The sequence below is a fragment of the Rhodoferax sp. P1_F3 genome (assembly GCF_056405715.1).
Window position 1 is genome coordinate 519,031 of record NZ_JBFUBO010000002.1, and the last position, 20,076, is coordinate 539,106.

At 59.3% G+C, this 20,076-nt stretch carries 22 protein-coding genes; 9 read left to right on the plus strand and 13 right to left on the minus strand.

Translation table 11 applies throughout. The features are described 5' to 3' along the window. From AC1DZ5_RS05165 to AC1DZ5_RS05185, 5 genes are all read right to left on the minus strand, one after another. The gene (locus AC1DZ5_RS05165; RefSeq protein WP_477886750.1) at positions 1 to 336 is read right to left on the minus strand and encodes a circadian clock KaiB family protein; all 336 of its coding nucleotides are present in this window, start codon (positions 334 to 336) and stop codon (positions 1 to 3) included. Between the two features lie 27 nt (positions 337 to 363). Then, complete coding sequence (kaiC, locus tag AC1DZ5_RS05170; protein WP_477886752.1) at positions 364 to 2,067, minus strand: circadian clock protein KaiC; 1,704 nt, start codon at positions 2,065 to 2,067, stop codon at positions 364 to 366. Between the two features lie 246 nt (positions 2,068 to 2,313). Further along, positions 2,314 to 2,529 (minus strand): TOBE domain-containing protein, encoded by a 216-nt coding sequence (locus AC1DZ5_RS05175; protein WP_477886754.1) that lies wholly within the window; start codon positions 2,527 to 2,529, stop codon positions 2,314 to 2,316. A gap of 36 nt (positions 2,530 to 2,565) precedes the next feature. Then, positions 2,566 to 3,156 (minus strand): NADPH-dependent FMN reductase, encoded by a 591-nt coding sequence (gene ssuE / locus AC1DZ5_RS05180; RefSeq protein WP_477886756.1) that lies wholly within the window; start codon positions 3,154 to 3,156, stop codon positions 2,566 to 2,568. 2 nt (positions 3,157 to 3,158) lie between these two features. Continuing rightward, positions 3,159 to 4,172 (minus strand): sulfate ABC transporter substrate-binding protein, encoded by a 1,014-nt coding sequence (locus AC1DZ5_RS05185; protein ID WP_477886758.1) that lies wholly within the window; start codon positions 4,170 to 4,172, stop codon positions 3,159 to 3,161. Positions 4,173 to 4,489: 317 nt separating this feature from the next. Here AC1DZ5_RS05185 and AC1DZ5_RS05190 point away from each other — a divergent pair, with 317 nt between their 5' ends. The 7 genes from AC1DZ5_RS05190 (at position 4,490) to AC1DZ5_RS05220 (ending at position 11,875) form a co-directional block, all read left to right on the plus strand. Then, entirely contained in the window at positions 4,490 to 5,794 is a 1,305-nt protein-coding gene (locus tag AC1DZ5_RS05190) for an ABC transporter substrate-binding protein (RefSeq protein WP_477886760.1), read from the plus strand. A 76-nt stretch (positions 5,795 to 5,870) separates the two neighbouring features. Beyond that, positions 5,871 to 6,731 carry a carbohydrate ABC transporter permease gene (locus tag AC1DZ5_RS05195; protein ID WP_310342961.1) on the plus strand — a complete coding sequence of 287 codons (861 nt, stop codon included), beginning with the start codon at positions 5,871 to 5,873 and terminating at the stop codon, positions 6,729 to 6,731. A gap of 7 nt (positions 6,732 to 6,738) precedes the next feature. After that, positions 6,739 to 7,569 (plus strand): carbohydrate ABC transporter permease, encoded by an 831-nt coding sequence (locus AC1DZ5_RS05200; protein ID WP_477886763.1) that lies wholly within the window; start codon positions 6,739 to 6,741, stop codon positions 7,567 to 7,569. A gap of 32 nt (positions 7,570 to 7,601) precedes the next feature. After that, positions 7,602 to 8,645 (plus strand): ABC transporter ATP-binding protein, encoded by a 1,044-nt coding sequence (locus tag AC1DZ5_RS05205; RefSeq protein ID WP_477886764.1) that lies wholly within the window; start codon positions 7,602 to 7,604, stop codon positions 8,643 to 8,645. Positions 8,646 to 8,668: 23 nt separating this feature from the next. Further along, positions 8,669 to 9,409: an SDR family oxidoreductase gene (locus AC1DZ5_RS05210; protein ID WP_477886765.1), complete on the plus strand. Its 741-nt coding sequence runs from the start codon at positions 8,669 to 8,671 to the stop codon at positions 9,407 to 9,409. A 35-nt stretch (positions 9,410 to 9,444) separates the two neighbouring features. After that, positions 9,445 to 10,845, plus strand: coding sequence for a D-arabinitol 4-dehydrogenase (gene dalD, locus AC1DZ5_RS05215; protein ID WP_477886766.1), 1,401 nt, complete (start codon positions 9,445 to 9,447; stop codon positions 10,843 to 10,845). Between the two features lie 55 nt (positions 10,846 to 10,900). After that, entirely contained in the window at positions 10,901 to 11,875 is a 975-nt protein-coding gene (locus AC1DZ5_RS05220) for an AraC family transcriptional regulator (protein WP_477886767.1), read from the plus strand. Positions 11,876 to 11,891: 16 nt separating this feature from the next. Here AC1DZ5_RS05220 and AC1DZ5_RS05225 read toward each other — a convergent pair whose 3' ends face one another. The 6 genes from AC1DZ5_RS05225 to AC1DZ5_RS05250 form a co-directional block, all read right to left on the minus strand. Next, positions 11,892 to 13,307, minus strand: coding sequence for a DUF342 domain-containing protein (locus tag AC1DZ5_RS05225; RefSeq protein ID WP_477886769.1), 1,416 nt, complete (start codon positions 13,305 to 13,307; stop codon positions 11,892 to 11,894). A gap of 765 nt (positions 13,308 to 14,072) precedes the next feature. Beyond that, entirely contained in the window at positions 14,073 to 14,255 is a 183-nt protein-coding gene (locus tag AC1DZ5_RS05230; RefSeq protein ID WP_477886771.1) for a hypothetical protein, read from the minus strand. A 77-nt stretch (positions 14,256 to 14,332) separates the two neighbouring features. Then, positions 14,333 to 14,461: a hypothetical protein gene (locus AC1DZ5_RS05235; RefSeq protein ID WP_477886773.1), complete on the minus strand. Its 129-nt coding sequence runs from the start codon at positions 14,459 to 14,461 to the stop codon at positions 14,333 to 14,335. A gap of 53 nt (positions 14,462 to 14,514) precedes the next feature. Continuing rightward, a complete protein-coding gene (locus tag AC1DZ5_RS05240; RefSeq protein WP_477886775.1) occupies positions 14,515 to 15,135 on the minus strand; it encodes a nitroreductase family protein in 621 nt (206 codons plus the stop codon). A 155-nt stretch (positions 15,136 to 15,290) separates the two neighbouring features. Further along, positions 15,291 to 15,782, minus strand: a complete 492-nt coding sequence (locus tag AC1DZ5_RS05245; RefSeq protein ID WP_477886777.1) for a nuclear transport factor 2 family protein — start codon at positions 15,780 to 15,782, stop codon at positions 15,291 to 15,293. A gap of 42 nt (positions 15,783 to 15,824) precedes the next feature. Continuing rightward, positions 15,825 to 16,463 carry an NADPH-dependent F420 reductase gene (locus AC1DZ5_RS05250; protein WP_477886779.1) on the minus strand — a complete coding sequence of 213 codons (639 nt, stop codon included), beginning with the start codon at positions 16,461 to 16,463 and terminating at the stop codon, positions 15,825 to 15,827. A 123-nt stretch (positions 16,464 to 16,586) separates the two neighbouring features. Here AC1DZ5_RS05250 and AC1DZ5_RS05255 point away from each other — a divergent pair, with 123 nt between their 5' ends. Next, entirely contained in the window at positions 16,587 to 17,534 is a 948-nt protein-coding gene (locus AC1DZ5_RS05255) for a LysR substrate-binding domain-containing protein (RefSeq protein WP_477886781.1), read from the plus strand. Between the two features lie 90 nt (positions 17,535 to 17,624). Here AC1DZ5_RS05255 and AC1DZ5_RS05260 read toward each other — a convergent pair whose 3' ends face one another. Then, the gene (locus AC1DZ5_RS05260) at positions 17,625 to 18,638 is read right to left on the minus strand and encodes an alpha/beta hydrolase (RefSeq protein WP_477886783.1); all 1,014 of its coding nucleotides are present in this window, start codon (positions 18,636 to 18,638) and stop codon (positions 17,625 to 17,627) included. A 39-nt stretch (positions 18,639 to 18,677) separates the two neighbouring features. Further along, entirely contained in the window at positions 18,678 to 19,103 is a 426-nt protein-coding gene (locus AC1DZ5_RS05265) for an organic hydroperoxide resistance protein (RefSeq protein ID WP_477886785.1), read from the minus strand. 118 nt (positions 19,104 to 19,221) lie between these two features. Between AC1DZ5_RS05265 and AC1DZ5_RS05270 the strand changes: the two genes are divergently transcribed. Next, positions 19,222 to 20,070 carry an AraC family transcriptional regulator gene (locus AC1DZ5_RS05270; RefSeq protein WP_477886787.1) on the plus strand — a complete coding sequence of 283 codons (849 nt, stop codon included), beginning with the start codon at positions 19,222 to 19,224 and terminating at the stop codon, positions 20,068 to 20,070. The last annotated feature ends 6 nt before the right edge of the window (positions 20,071 to 20,076 follow it).

Below are 20,076 nucleotides of genomic sequence, written 5' to 3' on the forward strand. Positions count from 1 at the left end.
TCACTTGCCCGGGTGGATGTCCAGACCGACCAACACCCGCTCCGTATTGGAGAGATCGCCAATGATCTTTTTGATCGGCATTGGCATGCTGCGAACCAGGGTTGGCAGCGCGAAGATTTGATCGCCCTTGGCCAACTTCGGGTTCTCCAATAAGTCGATGACATCGACGTGATAGCGGTCGGGCATATGCTCTTCGCAAATACGGTGCAGATTGGCGCGTGCGACGGCCGATTTGACGGTTTGCCCCGCGACGTACAAGCGCAGCATCCATTGTTTTCCTGGCATCTGCGGCATCGTTGAATGTGTTCTTTCCGTTCCGGTGATTAACTCAAGCATGGTGCGAACCTCACTTTTTCTTAAAAATTAGATGGCTGCCAGATCCGCGCGCCGCAACTTGGCCATGTCGGCCCGGTCATGGACCATGACGGCGTCCCGTTGCTGTTCTTCTTCAGACAGGCTGTCGATGATTTCGGTGGCGGTGTCGAACTCTTCGTGCAGGGCCGCGATATTGGCTTCCAGCGCCTGGCGCTTGCGCTCGTATTCCCGCTTCTTGCGCTGCAGCTCTTGTTGCCGCACCACCGCCCCGGATTTGTCCTGCGACTCCTGGCCAACCCGGGCCGCACCGGTCAAGACCCCTTCAGGCCCCAGGTAGACGTCGACCAGGTCGATGCCCTTGTCGCTCAGAATGAATTCACGGATCTGGTTGGAGTGCGCCATGCCCCGCGATTTCAGGATATACATGCCGCGGTTGCGCTCGCCTTTGTATTCAATGTCGCGCAGGCTCAACCAAGTGTCGATAAGCGAGGGGATTTCTTCGGTGCTCGCCTCGAGTTTGTCGCTGATACTGGTCAAGCCGGTCAGCAAGGTGGTGACTTTGCGGGTCTTCAGAAAATCGATCAACCGGGTCAGCATCGATTTGGCTTCCGTGTCGGAACCGACCACCGTCAAGGCAGAAATCGGATCCACCACGACGATGGCTGGATCCCATTCCAGAATGAGCTTGTGCATGGTCACCAAATGCATCTCCAAGCCATGCACCGACGGACGCGAGGCGTGGAAGCGCAACAGCCCTTGTGCTACCCATGGCGCCAGGTCGATGCCGATGGAGCGCATATTGCGCATGATCTGCTGCGGCGATTCTTCAAATGCGAAAAATAGACATTTCTCGCCGCGACTGCATGCGGCATCGACAAATTTGGCGGACACACTGCTCTTGCCCGAACCTGCCGTACCGGACACCAGAATGGAACTTCCGCGGAAATACCCTTCACCGCTGAGCATCGTGTCCAGGCGCGGAATGCCGCTGGAAATCCGCTCGTCGGACACCGTATGGTCCAGCCCCAGAGACGTGATCGGGAGTATCGAAATCCCCTGTTTGTCGATAAGAAAGGGATATTCGTTGGCTCCGTGTTCACTGCCGCGGTATTTGACGATGCGCAGGCGCCGGGTGGCAATTTGCTCGTCCACGCGCAGGTCCAACAGGATCACGCAGTCGGCCACATATTCTTCCAGCCCATAGCGCGTCAAGGTGCGTTCGCCCCGTTCACCGGTGATGACAGCTGTCACACCCCGGTCCTTGAACCAACGAAACAAGCGACGTAGCTCTGCGCGCAGGATGGCGCCGTTGGTCAAACCGCCGAACAGCGTTTCTATCGTGTCCAGCACAATTCTTTTGGCGCCAATAGCGTCAATGGCCTGTCCCAGGCGGATGAAGAGGCCGTCCAGGTTGTAGTCGCCCGCTTCCTCTATTTCGCTGCGCTCAATGTAGACATATTCAAGACCAAGCAGGCGGCGCGCCTCCAGGTCTTTGAGGTCGTAACCCAGTGCACCGAAGTTGCTGATCAGGTCGTCGTCGGTTTCTTCGAATGACACAAAGACACCGGGCTCGCCATAGTCAATGGCTCCGTGCAGCAAGAACTCCATCGCCAAAATGGTCTTGCCACAGCCGGCGTTGCCGCAGATCAGACTGGGTCGCCCTTTGGGCAGCCCGCCCTCGGTAATCTCATCCAGACCGCGTATGCCCGTAAGCGATTTCGCCAGCGGTTGCGGCGCGTGTGCATTGTTCACAATAGAACCCCCTTGGTTTTAAAAAACCAATCTCTACAACCAAGCGGGATTTTTTCTTTAGAACATCGTCGCGAGAAACGCGACCTGAAAGACAAGATGAATTCTTAGGCCTTGGCAAACCGTTACTTTGTTATAGCAGGTATCGGTTCGTGATAGGCGAAGAATAAGTAACCGTTGTCATAGTCGTGGAAGTACTGGTCACGATAAGGCTGAATTCCGCGGGGCTATCTCGCGGGCTTCAGCGAATCACAGTTTGGCGATAGACACCTCTGTGGATTTGACCAAGGCGACGACATCCGAGCCGATCTTGAGCTGTAGATCGTCTACTGATCGGGTGGTGATGACGGAGGTGACGATGCCCCATGGGGTTTCGACATCGATCTCGGAGACGACGTCGCCGCGGATGATTTCGCGCACTTTGCCTTTGAACTGGTTGCGTACGTTGATGGCTTGGATGGACATGGGTTTCCTGGAAAAAAGAAGAGTGGTCGGGATGGCTCAGGAGCTGTACTGCACCTTTGAAAACGCAACCGGCGCAAACCGCGTGGCAATGGCCAGCCCGGTCTGCAGGGTTTCGGTGATCAGGGTGTGCACGGCGTCGTCCAGGCGCGCGCCAATGTCTGCGCTGACCTGGTAACTGCCGCTTTCCGACACCGTGACCTGGGCGTCGGTGGCGTAGATGCCGGGCAGGATGTGCTTGGCACCCAGTGACTGCAGCACCGGGCGCAGCGAGTAGTCCAGCGCCAGCATGTGGTGCGGGCTGCCACCGGTAGCCAGCGGCAGCACCACCTTGTTTTTGAAGCCGCTTTGCGGGAGCAGGTCCAGAAACACCTTAAGCACGCCGCTGTACGCCGCCTTGTAGACCGGGGTGGCCACGATGATCACGTCCGCCTCTGCCACCTGGCCTGTGGCCTGGCTGATGGAGGGGTGGCCAAAGTCCGCCAGCAGCAGGGCTTGGGGTGACAGGTCCCGCACGCGCAGCCGGTCCACCAGCACACCGCGTGCTTCCAGGCGCTGGCCCGCGGCTTCCAGCAGGGCGGCGGTGCGCGAACGCTCTGACGGACTGCCTGCGATGAGTAGGACGGACATGCTTATTTCTTGGTGTAGATCTGGTCGAAGCTGGCGCCATCGGCAAAGTGCGCTGCATCCGCTTTCTCCCAACCGCCAAAGGCTTCTTCGATGGTGAAGAGCTTCAGAGGCTGGAATTGCTTGGCGTACTTGGCCTTCGCCTTCTCGGAAATCACAGGGCGGTAGAAGTTCTTGCCGGCAATGTCCTGGCCTTCTTCGGAGTACAGGTACTTCAGGTACTCCTCGGCCACGGCACGGGTGCCTTTCTTGTCCACGTTTTTGTCCACCACGGCTACCGCGGGCTCGGCCAGGATGGACAGCGGGGGCGCGATCACATCAAACTTGGCGCCGAATTCTTTTTCTAGCAAATACGCTTCGTTCTCCCAGGCAATCAGCACGTCGCCCTGGGCGCGCTGCGCAAAGGTGATGGTGGAGCCGCGCGCGCCGGTGTCCAGAATCGGCACGTTGGCAAACAACTTGGCGACGAATTCCTTGGCTTTCGCGTCACCGCCGTATTTGCGTTTGGCAAACTCCCAAGCGGCCAGGTAGTTCCAGCGGGCACCGCCCGAGGTCTTGGGGTTGGGGGTAATCACCTTCACGTCGGGGCGAATCAGATCGTCCCAGTCCTTGATCTTCTTGGGGTTGCCTTCACGCACGGCGAACACGATGGTGGACGCATAGGGCGTGGCGTTGTGGGGCAGGCGCTTCTGCCAGTCGGGGTTGATCCAGCCACCGTTTTTCACAATGGCGTTGGTATCCCCGGCCAGGGCCAGGGTCACCACGTCGGCATCCAGGCCGTCAATCACCGAACGGGCCTGCTTGCCCGAACCGCCGTGGCTTTGCTTGATGGTCACGTCCTGCCCGGTTTTGGCCTTCCAGTACTTGGCAAAGGCGGCGTTGAATTCGACGTACAGCTCGCGGGTCGGGTCGTAGGACACGTTGAGCAGGGTGACCGCTTGCTGGGCCAAGGCGCCTGCGGCGGCGCTGACCAGGGCAGCAGCCACGGCAAGGTTCAGAAGGTGGCGACGGTGGGCCATGAAACAAACTCCAGAAAAGCAACGCAACAGTGCGATGGGGTGGATTCTGAAAGCCTGTCGTTAAAACAAGAACTACTGTTTTCTCAGTTCTTAATTACCTAAACATCTGAGAGATGCGCCGCGTAACTTCGCCAAAATTTCCACAAATCAATACGTTATCGCGTGTATATGGGAAAACCCTGACTAGTTTTTGCATGCGAATACTGTCAATCGTTCCAAAAGTATCAACCTCGCCAAGGGGTGACTTCTACTATTCAGGCCTGTCGATGCATCGTTGGCATTGGCTGAACACCCGAACTTCCATTAGGAGACAAAACATGAAACTCAAGGCATCTTTGGCCCTGGCATTTGGTTTGCTGGCCAGCGCCGCATACGCACAAACAGAACTCGTTGTGGCCACCGTGAACAACGGCCACATGATCGAAATGCAGAAGCTCAGCAAGAACTTCGAAACCGCCAACCCCGACATCAAGCTGAAGTGGGTGACGCTGGAAGAAGGCGTGCTGCGCCAGCGCGTGACGACGGACATCGCCACCAAGGGCGGCCAGTTCGACGTGATGACCATCGGCATGTACGAAACCCCCATCTGGGGCAAAAAAGGCTGGCTGCAGGAACTCAAGACTGACGCCAAATACGATGCAGACGACATCCTGCCCGCCATGCGCAATGGCCTGTCGGTAGACGGCAAGATGTTTGCAGTGCCCTTCTACGGCGAATCCTCCATGCTGATGTACCGCAAGGATCTGGCTGACAAGGCCGGCATCAAAGTGGCTGACAAGCCCACCTGGACCGACATCAAGGCCCTGGCCGCCAAGATCCACGATCCCAAGAACGGCGTGTACGGCATCTGCTTGCGCGGCAAGCCAGGTTGGGGCGACAACATGGCCTTCCTGTCTACGCTGGTGAATACCAACGGCGGCCAATGGTTCGACATGAACTGGAAACCCCAACTGGAAAGCCAGCCCTGGAAGGATTCCATCAACTTCTACGTGGACCTGCTGAAGAACTACGGCCCTCCCGGTTCGTCGGCCAACAGCTTCAACGAAATCCTGGCGCTGTATAACGAAGGCAAGTGCGGCATGTGGATCGACGCCACCATCGCAGCGTCCTTCATCACCGACCCCAAGCAGTCCAAAGTGGCTGACAAGGTGGCGTTTGCACAGGCTCCTACCGCGGTAACCCCCAAGGGTGCCAACTGGTTGTGGGCATGGGCGCTGGCCATTCCATCGGGCTCCAAGAAAGTGGACGCTGCGACAAAGTTTGTGACTTGGGCAACATCCAAGGAATACATCGAGCTGGTGGCCAAGACCAATGGCTGGGCCCACGTGCCAACCGGTACCCGCAAGAGCACCTACGCCAATCCTGAGTTCACGAAGGCTGCAAAGTTTGCTGCTGCTGAAAAAGCGGCGATTGACTCGGCCAACCCCAATGACAGCACCCTGCCCAAGAGCCCTTATGTTGGCGTGCAGTTCGCGGCCATCCCTGAGTTCCAGGCCATCGGCGCCACCGTGGGCCAGGAAATGAGCGCAGCGCTGGCTGGCAAGAAATCCGTAGACGACGCCCTCAAAGCCTCTCAAGCCGCGGCTGACCGCGAAATGAAGAAGGCGGGCTACTACAAGTAAACCCTCCTCTCCGGTTGGTGGACTTTCAGGCGCGCGGGGTCTCCTCCGCGCGCCCTTTTTCCCGCGAGGTCGTTGTATGAGTCGCTTTATTCCCCGTGCCTTGATGGCGCCGGCCGTTCTATCCCTGTTCCTGTGGATGATCGTGCCCTTGGTGATGACCCTGTATTTCTCGGTCATCCATTACAACCTGATGCAACCCGACAAAGTGGGCTTCGTCGGTCTGGAAAACTACATCTACTTCATGACCGATCCGTCCTTTGGCACGGCCGTCATGAATACGTTGCTGTTGCTGGGCAGTGTGATCCTGATCACCGTGATTGGCGGCACCCTGGTGGCCCTGCTGATCGACGAACCGTTTCTGGGTCGTGGTCTGGTGCGCATTTTGTTGATTTCTCCCTTCTTCGTCATGCCCACGGTGAATGCGCTGTTGTGGAAGCACATGATGATGAACCCCATCTACGGCGTGCTGGCCCAGGTCTGGCATTTCTTTGGTGCCACGCCGGTGGACTGGCTGACGGACTTTCCGTTGTTCAGCGTCATCATCATCGTGTCCTGGCAGTGGTTGCCGTTTGCCACGCTGATCTTCATCACCTCGCTGCAAAGCATGAACCGCGAGCAGCTAGAAGCCTCGCGCATGGACGGCGCCAACTACCTGCAGCAGCTGCGCTACCTGTACCTGCCGCACCTGGCCCGCTCGGTGGCCATCGTGGTGATGATTGAAATGATCTTCTTGCTCAGCGTCTTCGCCGAGATCTACACCACCACTGGTGGCGGTCCGGGCGACGCGAGTACCAACGTGGCCTTCCTGATCTTCAAGCAGGCGCTGCTGAACTTTGACGCCGGTGTGGCCTCTGCGGGCGCCATGTTCGCCGTGGTGCTGGCCAACATTGCCGCAGTCTTCCTGATCCGCATGGTCGGCAAAAACCTGGACAAGTGAGCACTCCATGACACAACGCAAAAGCTTTCCGTGGTTGCATTGGCTGCGCACCTTGAGTGCCTGGGCCGTGACCTTTGTGCTCTTTTTCCCGCTGGGCTGGCTGGTGCTGACCGCCTTCAAGACCGAGTTGCAGGCTATCTCGGTGCCGCCGCTGCTGTTCTTCCCGCCCACGCTGGAGAACTTCGAGATCGTGCAGGAGCGCAGCGACTACATGCTGTACGCCACCAACTCGCTGATCACCAGCGTGGCCTCCACCATCCTGGGGCTGGCACTGGCTTTCCCCGCGGCCTACGCCATGGCCTTCTTCAAGGGCAAGTACACCAAGGACATCCTGATGTGGATGCTCTCCACCAAGATGATGCCCGCCGTGGGCGCCCTGGTGCCTGTGTACGTGATGGCGCAAACCAGCGGTCTGCTGGACACGCGCACCGGCCTGGTCATCGTCTTCACGCTGTCCAACCTGCCCATCATGGTGTGGATGCTGTACTCCTACCTGAAGGAGATTCCGGCCGAGATTCTGGAAGCCTCGCGCATGGACGGCGCCACGCTGTGGCAAGAGTTCCGCCACGTGCTGCTGCCACTCACCATGGGTGGCCTGGCCTCTACCGGCCTGCTCACCCTGGTGCTGAGCTGGAACGAAGCCTTCTGGTCGCTCAACCTGAGTGCGGCCAAGGCCGGCACGCTGGCCACGCTGATTGCCTCGTACTCCAGCCCCGAGGGCCTGTTCTGGGCCAAGCTGTCCGCCGCCTCCTTCATGGCCATTGGCCCCATCGTGGTCTTCGGCTGGTTCAGCCAAAAACAACTGGTGCAAGGCCTGACCTTCGGCGCCGTCAAGTAAACCAATAAAGATCAGATCAGGAGACCACTCTCATGTCTTACCTCAAACTCAGCGGCGTTGAAAAACTGTTTGGCGAACACCGCGTCATCAAGGGCATCGACCTGGACATCCAGCCTGGCGAATTCGTCGTGTTTGTTGGCCCCTCGGGCTGCGGCAAGTCCACGTTGCTGCGCCTCATTGCCGGCCTGGAAGCCATCGACAACGGCAGTCTGCATCTGGACGGCCGCGACATCACCCACCTGCCTTCGAGCAAGCGCGACTTGGCCATGGTGTTCCAGAGCTATGCCCTCTACCCCCACATGAGCGTGTTCGAAAACATGAGCTTTGCGCTCAAGCTCGCCAATGTGGACCCCGCCGTCATCAAGGAAAAGGTAGACCGCGCGGCCAAGATCCTGAACCTCACCGCCTACCTGGAGCGCACACCCAAAGAGCTGTCCGGTGGCCAGCGCCAGCGTGTGGCCATTGGTCGCGCCATCGTGCGAGCGCCCAAGGTGTTTTTGTTTGACGAACCGCTCTCCAACCTGGACGCCGCACTGCGTGGCCAGACCCGCATCGAGATTGCCAAGCTGCACCGCGATCTGGGCGCCACCACCATCTACGTGACGCACGACCAGGTGGAAGCCATGACCCTGGCCGACCGCGTGGTGGTGCTGCGCGACGGCAACATCGAACAGGTCGGCACGCCGCTGGAGCTGTACGACCGCCCCGCCAATCAGTTTGTGGCGCAGTTCATCGGTACCCCGCAGATGAACGTGATTGAGGCGGCCAAGCTGCCCCAAGTCACCACCGTGGCCGGCTTCGCCGTGCCCGCGCTGGGCGCCATTGGCCTGCGCCCCGAAAACCTCACCCTGGTGGGTGTGGGCCAGGGCCAGGTGCAAGCCAAGGTAGAGCTCATCGAAGCCCTGGGCGCCGAGACCCTGATTTACGTCAGTACCGACAGTGGCGCCCAGCTGGTGTCGCGCCTGAACACGCGCACCGAGCTGCAAGTGGGCTCGGCGGTGGGCGTGCAGATCGATGGCGATTCGGCCCACCTGTTTGATGCCAATGGCCGCGTGGTGGCAGCTGGCAAGCACTGATTCGAACCATACCGCTGAACGCCATGAACACCAACACAACAACCCCTTTGCAAGGCCGGGTAGCCGCCGTGACCGGCGCCGCTTCTGGCATCGGTCTGGCCAGCGCGCGCGCGATGGTGGAGGCGGGGGCACGCGTGGTCTTGGTGGACCGCGACGAGGCTGCGCTGGGCAGGGCCTGTGCAGAGCTGGGCCCCCAGGCCCTGCCGCTGGTGCTGGACCTGCTGGATGCCAAGCAGTGCGCCACGCTGCTGGCGCGGGTGCTGGCGCTTGCCGGCCGGCTCGATGTCTTCCATGCCAATGCCGGTTTGTATGTGGGCGGCGATCTGGTTGATTCCGATCCCGATGCCATCGACCGCATGCTCAACCTGAACGTGAATGTGGTGATGAAGAACGTGCACAACGTGCTGCCCCACATGATTGAGCGCGGCGTGGGCGACATCATCGTCACCAGCTCGCTGGCGGCGCATTTCCCCACCCCGTGGGAGCCGGTGTACGCCTCGTCCAAATGGGCGATTAATTGCTTTGTGCAGACCGTGCGTCGCCAAGTCTTCAAGCACGGCATCCGCGTAGGTTCCATCTCGCCGGGCCCTGTCATCACCTCGCTGCTGGCGGACTGGCCTGCCGAAAAACTGGAAGAGGCCAAGGCCAAAGGCAGTTTGCTGGAGGCGTCCGAAGTGGCCAACGTGGTGCTGTTCATGCTCACGCGTCCGCGCGGCATGACCATCCGCGACGTCGTGATGATGCCCACCCAGTTTGATCTTTGAGTGATTTTGAGAGTTAACCTTTTCCACGCCTGACCATGTATACGATTCTTCACCTCGGACTGGGTTCGTTCCACCGCGCACACCAAGCGCTCTATGTCCACCAACTGCGCCAGCAGGGCGACACGCGCTGGTCCATCACCGGTGGCAACCTGCGTCCGGACATGGCGGACACCATGGCGGCCCTGCAAGCGCAGGGCGGTGCCTACACGCTGGAGACCGTGACGCCCCAGGGAGAGCGCAGCTACACCCGCATCGAGTCCATCCAGGCAGTCATTCCCTACCAGGACGATCTGGCGCCCCTGATTGCTGCCGGTGCTGAGCCGGCCACGCGCATCATCTCTTTCACGGTGACTGAAGCTGGCTATTACCTGGACGCCAAAAACCAGCTGGACTGGACAGCCTTTGCAGACCTGCGCGCGGACCTGGACACGTTCAAGCAAGGTGGCGCGGGCCACACCATCTACGGCGGTCTGGTCAGCATCCTGCGCGCGCGCCTGCACAACGGTGCGGGCCCCGTGACGCTGATGAACTGTGACAACCTGCGACACAACGGCGAGCGCTCGCGTGCGGGCCTGATGCAGTTCATCGATGCACTGGGCGACGCTGAACTCAAAGCCTGGGTGGAGCAACACACCAGCAGCCCCAATGCCATGGTGGACCGCATCACCCCGCGCCCGACCCCCGATGTGGCCGAGCGCGTCAAGGCTGCCACCGGCTGGGATGACCGCGCAGCCCTCATGGGCGAAAGCTTCATCCAGTGGGTGATGGAGGACAACTTCATTGCCGGCCGCCCGGAATGGGAGAAGGTCGGTGTCGAGATGGTGGCCTCGGTGGATGCCTTTGAGGAGGCCAAGATCCGCCTGCTGAACGCCACCCACAGTTGCATCGCCTGGGCCGGCACGCTGGTGGGCTACGAGTACATCCACGAAGGCACGCAAGACTCAGTGATCCGCCGCATCGCCTACGACTACGTGACCGACGACACCATCCCTGTGCTGGACACGCCTGAAAACCCCAGCCCGCTGGACCTGCGCAAATACCGTGACGTGGTGCTGGACCGCTTCAGCAACCCCGCCATTTGCGACACCAACCAACGCGTGGCCATGGACGGGTATTCCAAGATCCCCGGCTTCATCGTGCCCACCATCCGCGAGCGTCTGGCCCGTGGCGAATCCATTGCCAGCGTGGCCATGCTGCCCGCCCTTTTTCTGGCTTACTTGCAGCGCTGGCACAGGGGCGAAATTGCCTACACCTACCAAGACCAGGCTATGGACCCGGCAGCCGCCCATGCCATCTGCGCATCGGTCGACCCGGTGGCCGCTTTTGCCGCCGATCCGGTGTTGTGGGGCCCACTGGCCTCACGCCCGCAACTGCTGGATGCGCTGCGTGTCGGCCATGCGCGGGTTCAGCTCTTTGTGAAAAACCATTTGGGCTGAATAAAGTCAAAAGCTGGTAATGTGAGATCTTGAATCCAATCAGAGGGAAGTTGCCATGGTCGCACCCCATCAATCGCATGCACTGCCCGGGAGCCAGGTCAATCGACGCCGGGCGCCTGAGCTGGAAGCGGACTACAACCGCAACCCGTCGTTAGGCTATGAGCCCACCGACGAGGTGGGCTTCATCCGTTGCCTAGACCATGGCTACCCCACGCCGCTGGCGCGCTGGCACTGCCACGACGAGTACGAGTTGCACCTGATCACTGCCACCTCGGGCAAAGCCTTTGTGGGCGACTGGATTGGCCCCTTTGAGCCTGGTCATTTGGTGCTGTGCGGGCCACGCCTACCGCACAACTGGATCTCGCTGGATTTGCCCGACGAAGGCGTGCCTCAGCGCGACCTGGTCATCCAGTTCCGCCACGAGCCGCTGGAACAGGCCTGCCACGCCATCCCCGAATTTTCTGAAGTGCTGCCGCTGCTGGAGCGCGCACGCCACGGTATCGAGTTCTTCGGCATGGCCGACACCGCCGCGTCGCATTGGCATGCCGTGAAGTCCTCGCGCGGGCTCAAACGGGTGGCGGCCTTTTGCGACCTGGCCAGTGACCTGGCGCGCTGCACCGACTACCGCTTGCTCTCTAACGTGCAAATGCGAGGCGTGGAAAACGATGCCGAGCTGGACCAGATCAACACCATCGTCAACCGCATCACCGAGAACCCCTCGCACTCGCAAACTGCGGCCGAGGTGGCCTCCGAGTTGGCCATGAGCGAAAGCCGTTTCTCGCGCTTCTTTCGCCGCGCCACGGGCAACACCTATACCGACTTTGTGAATCGCGTGCGCATCAACCGCGCCTGTCAGCTGCTCATGAGTTCGGACCGCTATGTGACCAATATTTGCTACGACGTGGGCTTCAACAACGTGGCCAATTTCAACCGCCGTTTTCTGGAGCTCAAGGGCATGACGCCGTCTGAGTTCCGCAAGCAGGCCGAGAGCCGCTTTGGCGGTGCCCCGGCCCATGCGGCCGTTGCCTGATGCGTGAGCCTAGGCCCTAGCTGATAGGGAAGGCTTGGCCGCCGGCATCGGTGAACTGGATCTTGTTGTCCGGGTCCACCGAAAACTCTCCGGTGCCAAACTCTTTGTGCAGCGTGGTTTTTCGCTTGCCAAATGCCAGCTCCACGGCGCCCAGGGTGCCTTGCATCACCTGCACCTTGGCGTTGCGCGTGATGGCCAGCAGCGCATCCAGCTCCGTCTGCTCCACCAAGGACTTGGCCCAGGTTTGGGTGGCCTGCTGCCACGAGGCCCTGACCCGCGGCAGCATCGCCTTGGGGTCTCCCGTTTGGGTCAGGTGCGCCACCAGTTTGGATAGGTTGTCTTCGTTAGCCTTTTCCTTGTCGATGCGTTCTTGCAGTGCCTGGTAGCGTTGCTCCAGCTCGGGGTTGGCCCCAACACTCACGCTGGTGGTGCCGGACTTGGGCGAGCCCAGCGTGGGCACGCGCACCAGCATCATGGCCGCGGTCTTGCCGCCGACCAGCTTGCCCTTTTGCGGTGTCTTCTCCCCAATCACGATGTGGCTGCCGGCCTGCAGTTCTGATTCCAGCGCCATGTCGTGCAGCACGATGGCGGTCTCGGCTTTCACCTTGGCCGATTGGGTGAACCGCGCGGTCACACCCCCACCGCTGACCACCTGGCCCTGGGCGATGATTCCGCCACCCACCAGCACATTGCCTCCGCTCTCGACCGATCCGCCCTCCACCGTGCCGCCCACCGACACATCGCCCGTGGCCTGCACCTTCATGCTGTGCATCACATCGCCATCCACCTGCACGCTGCCATCGAAGTAAATATTGCCGGTGGCCAGGTTCACCTCTGCCACGCGTAGCACTGGCTCCACCTGCACGCCCTGCGCCACCAGCACGGGCTGCCCCTGGATGGTGGCGCACAGCAGGTAGGGATCGTCGGGCGACACCGCGGCCCCCGTCAGCCCGTCGGCAAATGGCAGATCTTTGCCAGGCACCGAAGGCAGAGGTTTACCGGTGATGGTGCGCCCCTCGCTGCCCCAGCTGGCGGGTGTGCGCCGCATCAGGGGCGCGCCCGGTGTCACCAGGCAGATGCCGCTGAACTCTCGGTAGTCCACCAGGCCCTGCGCGTCGATCTTGGGTGCGCGTACGGATGCGTCCAGCGACAGCGCTTCAAAGGCTGCGTCCATCCCGTGTACCGGTTCTGTGCCGCGGGCCACCACCAGTTGTGCGGCTTGACCCTGGGTGCAGGCAGCCAGCACGGCCTCGTGGTCCAGCCCATAGGTAATGCCAGCCTCTGCCAGCGCGGCCATCACCTCCTCCAGGGTGGCATTGTGGCCATCAGCGGAGGGGCACAGGTCCAGGGCGGCGCTCATCGCGTCCGCGGCCAAATGCACCACGATCCGGGGCTTGTCCTCGGCTAGGGTAGTCGTTCCAACAGTGTCCACTTATGTTGTCTCCTCAGAGAGGCTGTGGTGATGTTCTTCTCTGCATTCTGGTGCAGAAGTGAAGAAATGCCAAACCTAGCTTGGGGCTAGCGCTGCGGGGTCAGCGCGTCTTTGCGGTATTCATCGGGCGTGGTGCCCAGTACGGTTCTCAGTCACAACCTCTGCCGCTACAACTTTGCCGCGAAGGCCTTGGCGGTGAGGGGTTTGCTATACAAATAATCTTGCGCCTGTTCGCATCGCAAAAGCTTCAGCAATTGCGTTTCCTCTTTGGTCTCAACGCCTTCAGCGACCACTGCCCATGGGCCAATTAAATAATGCTGTTCACCAGCGTCATGTAATGGACCTCTGTCGTCATCTTCATTACAAAGGACCGGTCGATCTTTAAGGCTACTTGTTCAGCGCAGCCTTAGGCCGTTTTGAAGCGGAATACCAAGGGCAGAGCCTGGTCCGGTAAGCGAGATGCGCATGCCAATACGGATATCGGCGCGCGCTGTTGTAACCGTGAGCGCGGCGAACGCAGCCGCCAGAATGTGCGAGACCTTTGTCATTTTGGGTAGCCCGAGGGCGCGAGGTGAATGTGATGTGTTTTCTTGTGGTGAAGACATGGATAGCGTTTGAGGGGATCTGCCGCACTTGGACGTTTCTGTTGAAATTGCGGGTTTCCACCCACGTTTGCCCGGTAGGATACGAAGTCCGGTTCGGTCACTTCCGCGCTTGACACCCCTCTCCCAAAATGTCGTTATACGAGCCGTTGGCCATGCCAATTCAGCCATTAAAGACAGCTTGGTCGATGTAGCCACTGTCAAACATGGGCTTGATCAGCTTGGGCAGGTCTTTATGACCACCGACTTTGCCGACGACCACAAAGGCTATCGGCACGTCGCCCACTATGGGTTGGTTGTAGGCAGCGGCCTTGAGGCGGGCTTTGGCTGCGGGGGTATTGGCCACCACAAGTCGCCAACTTTGTTGGTTGAAGGATGTAGGGGGTTAATCGGTGTGATGATGTGTACTCAAGGCACCCAATCTCATTCAAGCAATGCGCATAACACCTGAATGACGACTGCAACCGCAAACACTGCGACAAGGGGAGGAATGACGAAGAGTGCAACGCCAAAATCCTCATGGTGCGCTTCAATGTACTTCCAGAACTTCATCACGCTAACTCCTTCTTGGACTTGTCTACTTCAACCATACCCCCCCAAAAAACTTAGTCAGCGCTGAAGCTCACCACGTCAGCCACAGCACGACGTGCTTTACGGGGCCAGTTACCGGGCGCTGCACGACCTACCGCAATCAGCATCACCGGTATTTCATCAGATGCGAGCTTGCACTCGGCACTGACTGCTGCTGGGTCATATCCAATCATGGCTCCCGACACCAGACCTTTGCCGTTTGCTGCATACATCAGCGTCATCGCAGCCATGGAAGCGGAGCGTATGGCTTCATCACGTTGGAGCTGCTCTTTGCCGTCATACGTGCCGTTGGCCATGCCAATCCAGCCATCAAAGGCAGCTTGGTCGATATGGCCACCGTCGAGCATGGGCTTGATCAGCACGGGCAGATCTTTATGGCCACCGACTTTGCCAACGACCACAAAGGTTGTCGCAGCGTCGCCCACTTTAGCTTGGTTGTAGGCAGCGGCCTTGAGGCGGGCTTTGGCTGCGGGGGTATTGACCGCCACAAGTCGCCAGTTTTGCTGGTTGAAGGATGTGGGAGTTTGGTTGGTCAGTTCCGCCAGTTCTGTGATCTCCGACTGGGTCATCACGTGGGTGGGGTCAAAATTGTTGGCAGAGGTGCGGCCATTGATGGCACTGAAAACGTCGATCATGGAAAGTCCTAAAAAATTAAAAATTTGGCACAGACGATGTCGTCAAGCTGCAACGCAGCGTTTAGACCTTGATGAAGTTGATCGCGGCCAGGGGACCGATCTGTGCAGGCGCAGCGGCGAACCTGGCGACCACACTGAAGAGCGTGGTTTTCGCATTAAAACTTGGCGCCGCTCATGGCAGCCATGAATGCCATGGGGTTCCAATACTCGCGGTAGTTGACGATCAGGCCGTTGCGGAAAGTCACGAACGTGGCGTAGCTCATCTCGTAGGGATTGCCGTTGCTGATCACTCGGCCCGAGGCGCTCCACTCGGCGATGGCCACATTCGGATCGTCCGTCACGTGGATTTTCAGAGTGGGGATGGTTTTGACATCAATGACTTTGGGGTAGTTGCGCAAGTACTCATAGATCGCCGCGCGGCCGACAATTTTTTTGGATGCGGGATCGGGCGAGAAAGGGAACTCGACGACAACGTTCTCGTCGCAGAGGGCTGCCCAGCCTTTCATGTCTTTGGCAAAAAAAGTATCGAGGCTACGTTTCAATAATTGTGCTGAAGTCAAGTTTTTACCCGTTTCCTGTGCCAGAACCGGGGTGGCCAAAGTGGCCATGGCGACCGTCGCGGCTGTGATGAGATTGCGTCGTTTCATGGTGTTGTCTTGGTGAGTCAAAAGAGTGCTTGTTCGTATCTTTTAGATCTTGATGAAGTTGATCGCTGCCAGTGGGCCAAACGGCAGTTGTGACAGCGGGCCACCCACATCAAGCGTCCCCAGGTCTACGGCAAAGTAGCCAGCCGCTTCAAGCAGCTTGCGGACTTCGGCTTTTGCGGCAGCGTCATCACCCGAATAGAACTGGACCCGCGTGCCGCCGGAAACTTCCGTCTGAGCCAGCGCATTCACATCCAGATGGTTGAAGGCTTTCACAACCCGTGCACCGGGCACCATCTCGCGAAATACCGCGCTGGAGTGCTGGCCACCCAGGTCAATCGCCTTGATACCCCAGTCCGCCAGTGGATTGGTCGGGTCCTTGGGTGCATTGGGGTCAAGAAACTCAACTGGGTTGGTGCCGTCAATGACGATGCGTCCATTCCAGGCGGGCATGCTTGAGAGCATCGCTGGCAGAGACTCCCAACGCACGGCCACCAGCACGATGTCCGCGCTTGCCGCTTCTGCCACAGTGCCCGCCTTGATGGAAGGGCCAACTTCCGCAATCAACGCGGCCAGGGAGGCTGGCCCACGACTGTTGGAAATGGTTGCTGTGATGCCCTTCTTGGCAAGTGCACGCGCCACATTAGCGCCCAAGCCGCCTGAACCGATGATTCCGATACTCATAACTAAATCCTTTTGATAAATGAGGTAATAAATGCTTTCAGGAGTGAACTTTAGGTGCTTCCGTCATCTATCGGTAGTTGCAGCTGGATAGAATCTGTTTCAACTAATAATTGAAGGTTAGTCATGGAAACTTTCGCCAATCTGGAGTCTTTCGTTCGAAGCGCAGAAAGCGGCAGCTTCTCGTCCGCAGCACGTCGGCTGGCGCTGACACCTGCGGCGGTCAGCCGCAACGTTGCGCAACTGGAGCGCAATCTCGGCGTACGGCTGTTCCAGCGCAGCACACGCGGTCTGACCCTAAGCGAAGCAGGTGAACATTTTTTGCAATCCGTGCGCGGTGGGCTCAAGAGCGTCCAGGATGCGATTGCCGACATCATGGTGAATGCTGGACAGCCCGCCGGAGTACTCAAACTTACTGCTGCGCCCGGCTTTGGGATGGAGTTCCTGTTGCCATTGATGCCGACCTTTCTGGAGCGCTATCCGGCAGTGATACCCGACTGGATTTTTGACAACCGTCCGGTGGACCTGATTGCCGAAGGTTTCGATGCGGCTATCGGCGGTGGCTTCGAATTGCAGCCTGGCATGGTGGCGCGCGAGCTGGGGCGGATACAGCTGGTCGCGGTGGCATCCCCGGCTTTCATGCGCGGAAAACGCCGCCCCAAAGACCCGAGCGGACTTGCTGAATTCGCTGGTGTGGTCATGCGCTCCCCCCTGAATGGCCGCGCACGCACGCGAATCATGCGTAACAGTGCTGGCACTGAAATGGAAGCCGAACAAAAGACCGCAATTTTTATCAACGACCCGGATGCGCAGTGCCGCGCGACCTTGTTGGGCCTGGGAGTTGGCTTGGTGGCCGTGCCGTATGCCGCCCCCCACTTGGCCAGTGGCACATTGGAGCGACTGCTGCCCGAATGGCATGTCGATCTGGGGCCGATCTCGCTCTACTTCGCCAGCCAGAAATTGCTGCCTGCCAAAACGCGCGCTTTCATTGATTTCGCCATCCATGCATTCGGCGAGCAGAAGCTGGCCCATGTGCTTTCTGCCAAGTCATTGGCAAAAAGCAAAGGAGCCTGACGCACAGCATGGGGTCTGGAGCAGGCCTGTCACCTGAACGCTGGCGATGCCACAGGTGTTTTGGATGACACCTGTGGTTATGCAAGCCGCTTATTTCAGACGCAACTTCAGCTCTTCGCTGGCCTGATGCAGTGCCGCCTTGGTGGCAGGCAGAGACGACAACACATTCAACAGCCCGAAGTCGTGAATCATGCCGCCGTAACGGGTGGACACCACGGTCACGCCAGCGGCATCCAACTTGCGCGCATAGGCCTCGCCTTCGTCGCGCAGCACATCTTTTTCAGCCGTTTGAACCAGTGTTGGCGGCAAGCCCTTCAATTGCTCCGGCGTTGCCTGCAATGGCGAGGCATAGATTTCTTGGCGTTGCTTTGCGTCGGTCGTGTAGGCGTCCCAGAACCACTTCATCATGCCTTTGGTCAAGAAGTGATCATTCGCAAACTCATCATAGGAAGCGTTCTCGAAGTTGGCGTTCGTAACGGGCCAGAACAACACTTGTGCGCGCAGCGCCGGGGTTCCCTTGGCTTTGGCCATCAGTGCGACCACCGCAGCCATGTTGCCGCCCACGCTGTTTCCCGCCACCGCCAGGCGCTTGCCATCTACGTTGATCTGGGCACCGTTCTCGGCTACCCACTGGGTTGCCGCATAGGCCTCATTGATGGCCACGGGGTAGCGCGATTCGGGCGAGGGTGTGTAGTTGACGAACACGGCTGCTGCACCGGAATCAGCCACCAGGTCACGTACGAAGCGCTCGTGGGTTGGGAAGTCGCCCAGGATCCAGCCACCGCCGTGGAAGAACATGAAGGCTGGCAGCACACCTTTGGCACCTGCGGGGCGCACGATGGTGAGCTTCAGTGGTTTGCCGTCAATTTGAATGGTCTTTTCGCTCACGTCCGCAGGCGCCAGCTTGGCGCCCTGCTGTGCACCCACCAGCACGGCGCGCGCATCGGCGGGAGAAAAGGTCTCCAAGGGCTTGCCGCCACCCTTGGCGAGCGCCTCAAGAAAGGCCTGGGTGTTGTGTTCGACGCCGGGACTGCCCGCTGCCATTGCGAAGCTGGAAATGGCAGTGGCGAGGGCGGCAGTCAGAAGTTTTGTCTTGAATGTCATGGTGATTCCTTTGGGTTGAATGGAAGGGTGGTGCGATGTTTAGATGAGCGTCAAAGACACATCAATGTTGTTTCGCGTGGCGTTGGAGTACGGGCAAACGATGTGGGCCTTGTCAACCAGGGCCTGCGCCGTCTCGCGGGTCAGGTCAGGAATGCTGATCTGCAACGCGACTTCAATGCCAAAGCCGGTCGGGATGGCACCGATGCCGACGGTGCCGGTCACGTTGGTCGCGGCCGACAAAGCCACCTTCTCTTGGCTGGCAACAAACTTCAGCGCCCCCAAGAAGCAGGCCGAATAGCCAGCAGCAAACAGTTGCTCGGGGTTGGTGCCAGGGCCTCCGGCGCCACCGAGTTCGCGCGGTGTGGACAGCTGGACTTTCAAAACACCATCAGACGAAGTGGCGCTTCCTTCGCGGCCACCGGTGGCGGTGGCCTGTGTGCTGTACAGAACTTTTTCGATTGACATAACTAACTCCTGGGTGAATGGACGGATTGCGAATTGCCGTTTGGCAGTACGAACTTTATCGGCTTGAAGATACGAAACATCACATAAAATGCGCATAACTTGATCGGGAGTACTTTCTATGGCCAATGTATGCACTGACCGTCTCGACGCCTTGTTGAAGCATTTCCCGGTACGTGCCCAGGTGTTCCATTCCGGCGCTTTGTGTGGAATCACCGAATTCACGGACCAGGGTGAAGGGGGGCAACTGCATCTGGTGAAAGCCGGGGTACTCGACGCCATCCACTCAGGACAGCCCGCACTGCATGTGGCAGAGCCCAGCCTGCTGCTGTATCCGAGGCCATTTGCGCGTCGGTTCGTTACTGATGCCCAGCATGGCGCAGAGTTGGCCTGTGCGCACTTGCACTTTGATGGCGGCGCTGCGAACCCTGTTGCCGGAGCCCTACCCGATGTAGTTTGTCTACCTCTCAATACCCTCGACCGCGCCGACCAGGTACTGGCGCTTCTCTTTGAAGAGGCGTTTGGCGACAACTGCGGTCGTCGCGAGGTGGTGGACCGGCTATTTGAAATCGTGCTAATTCAGGTTCTGCGGCATTTGATGGAAAGCGGGCAGATCCGCAGTGGTCTGCTGGCAGGCATGTCGCATCCCAAGCTGCGCAAAGCACTTGTCGCCATGCACGAGCAACCCGCAGAGGAATGGTCTTTGGAGGCGTTGGCGCAAATTGCGGGTATGTCCCGCAGCATCTTTGCAGGTACCTTTAGAGCCACTGTTGGCAGCACCACGGGCGCTTACCTACAGGCTTGGCGGGTGAGGCTTGTACAGAAAGCCTTGCTACAAGGGCAGCAACTGAAAATGATTGCTGGCGAGGTTGGGTATGGGAGTGAGGCTGCGTTGTCCCGCGCATTCAAGGCTCAGTGTGGTGTCGCACCGCGTGAATGGAGGCAGACGCGCAATGCAGCTAACGCTTGAGTTTGC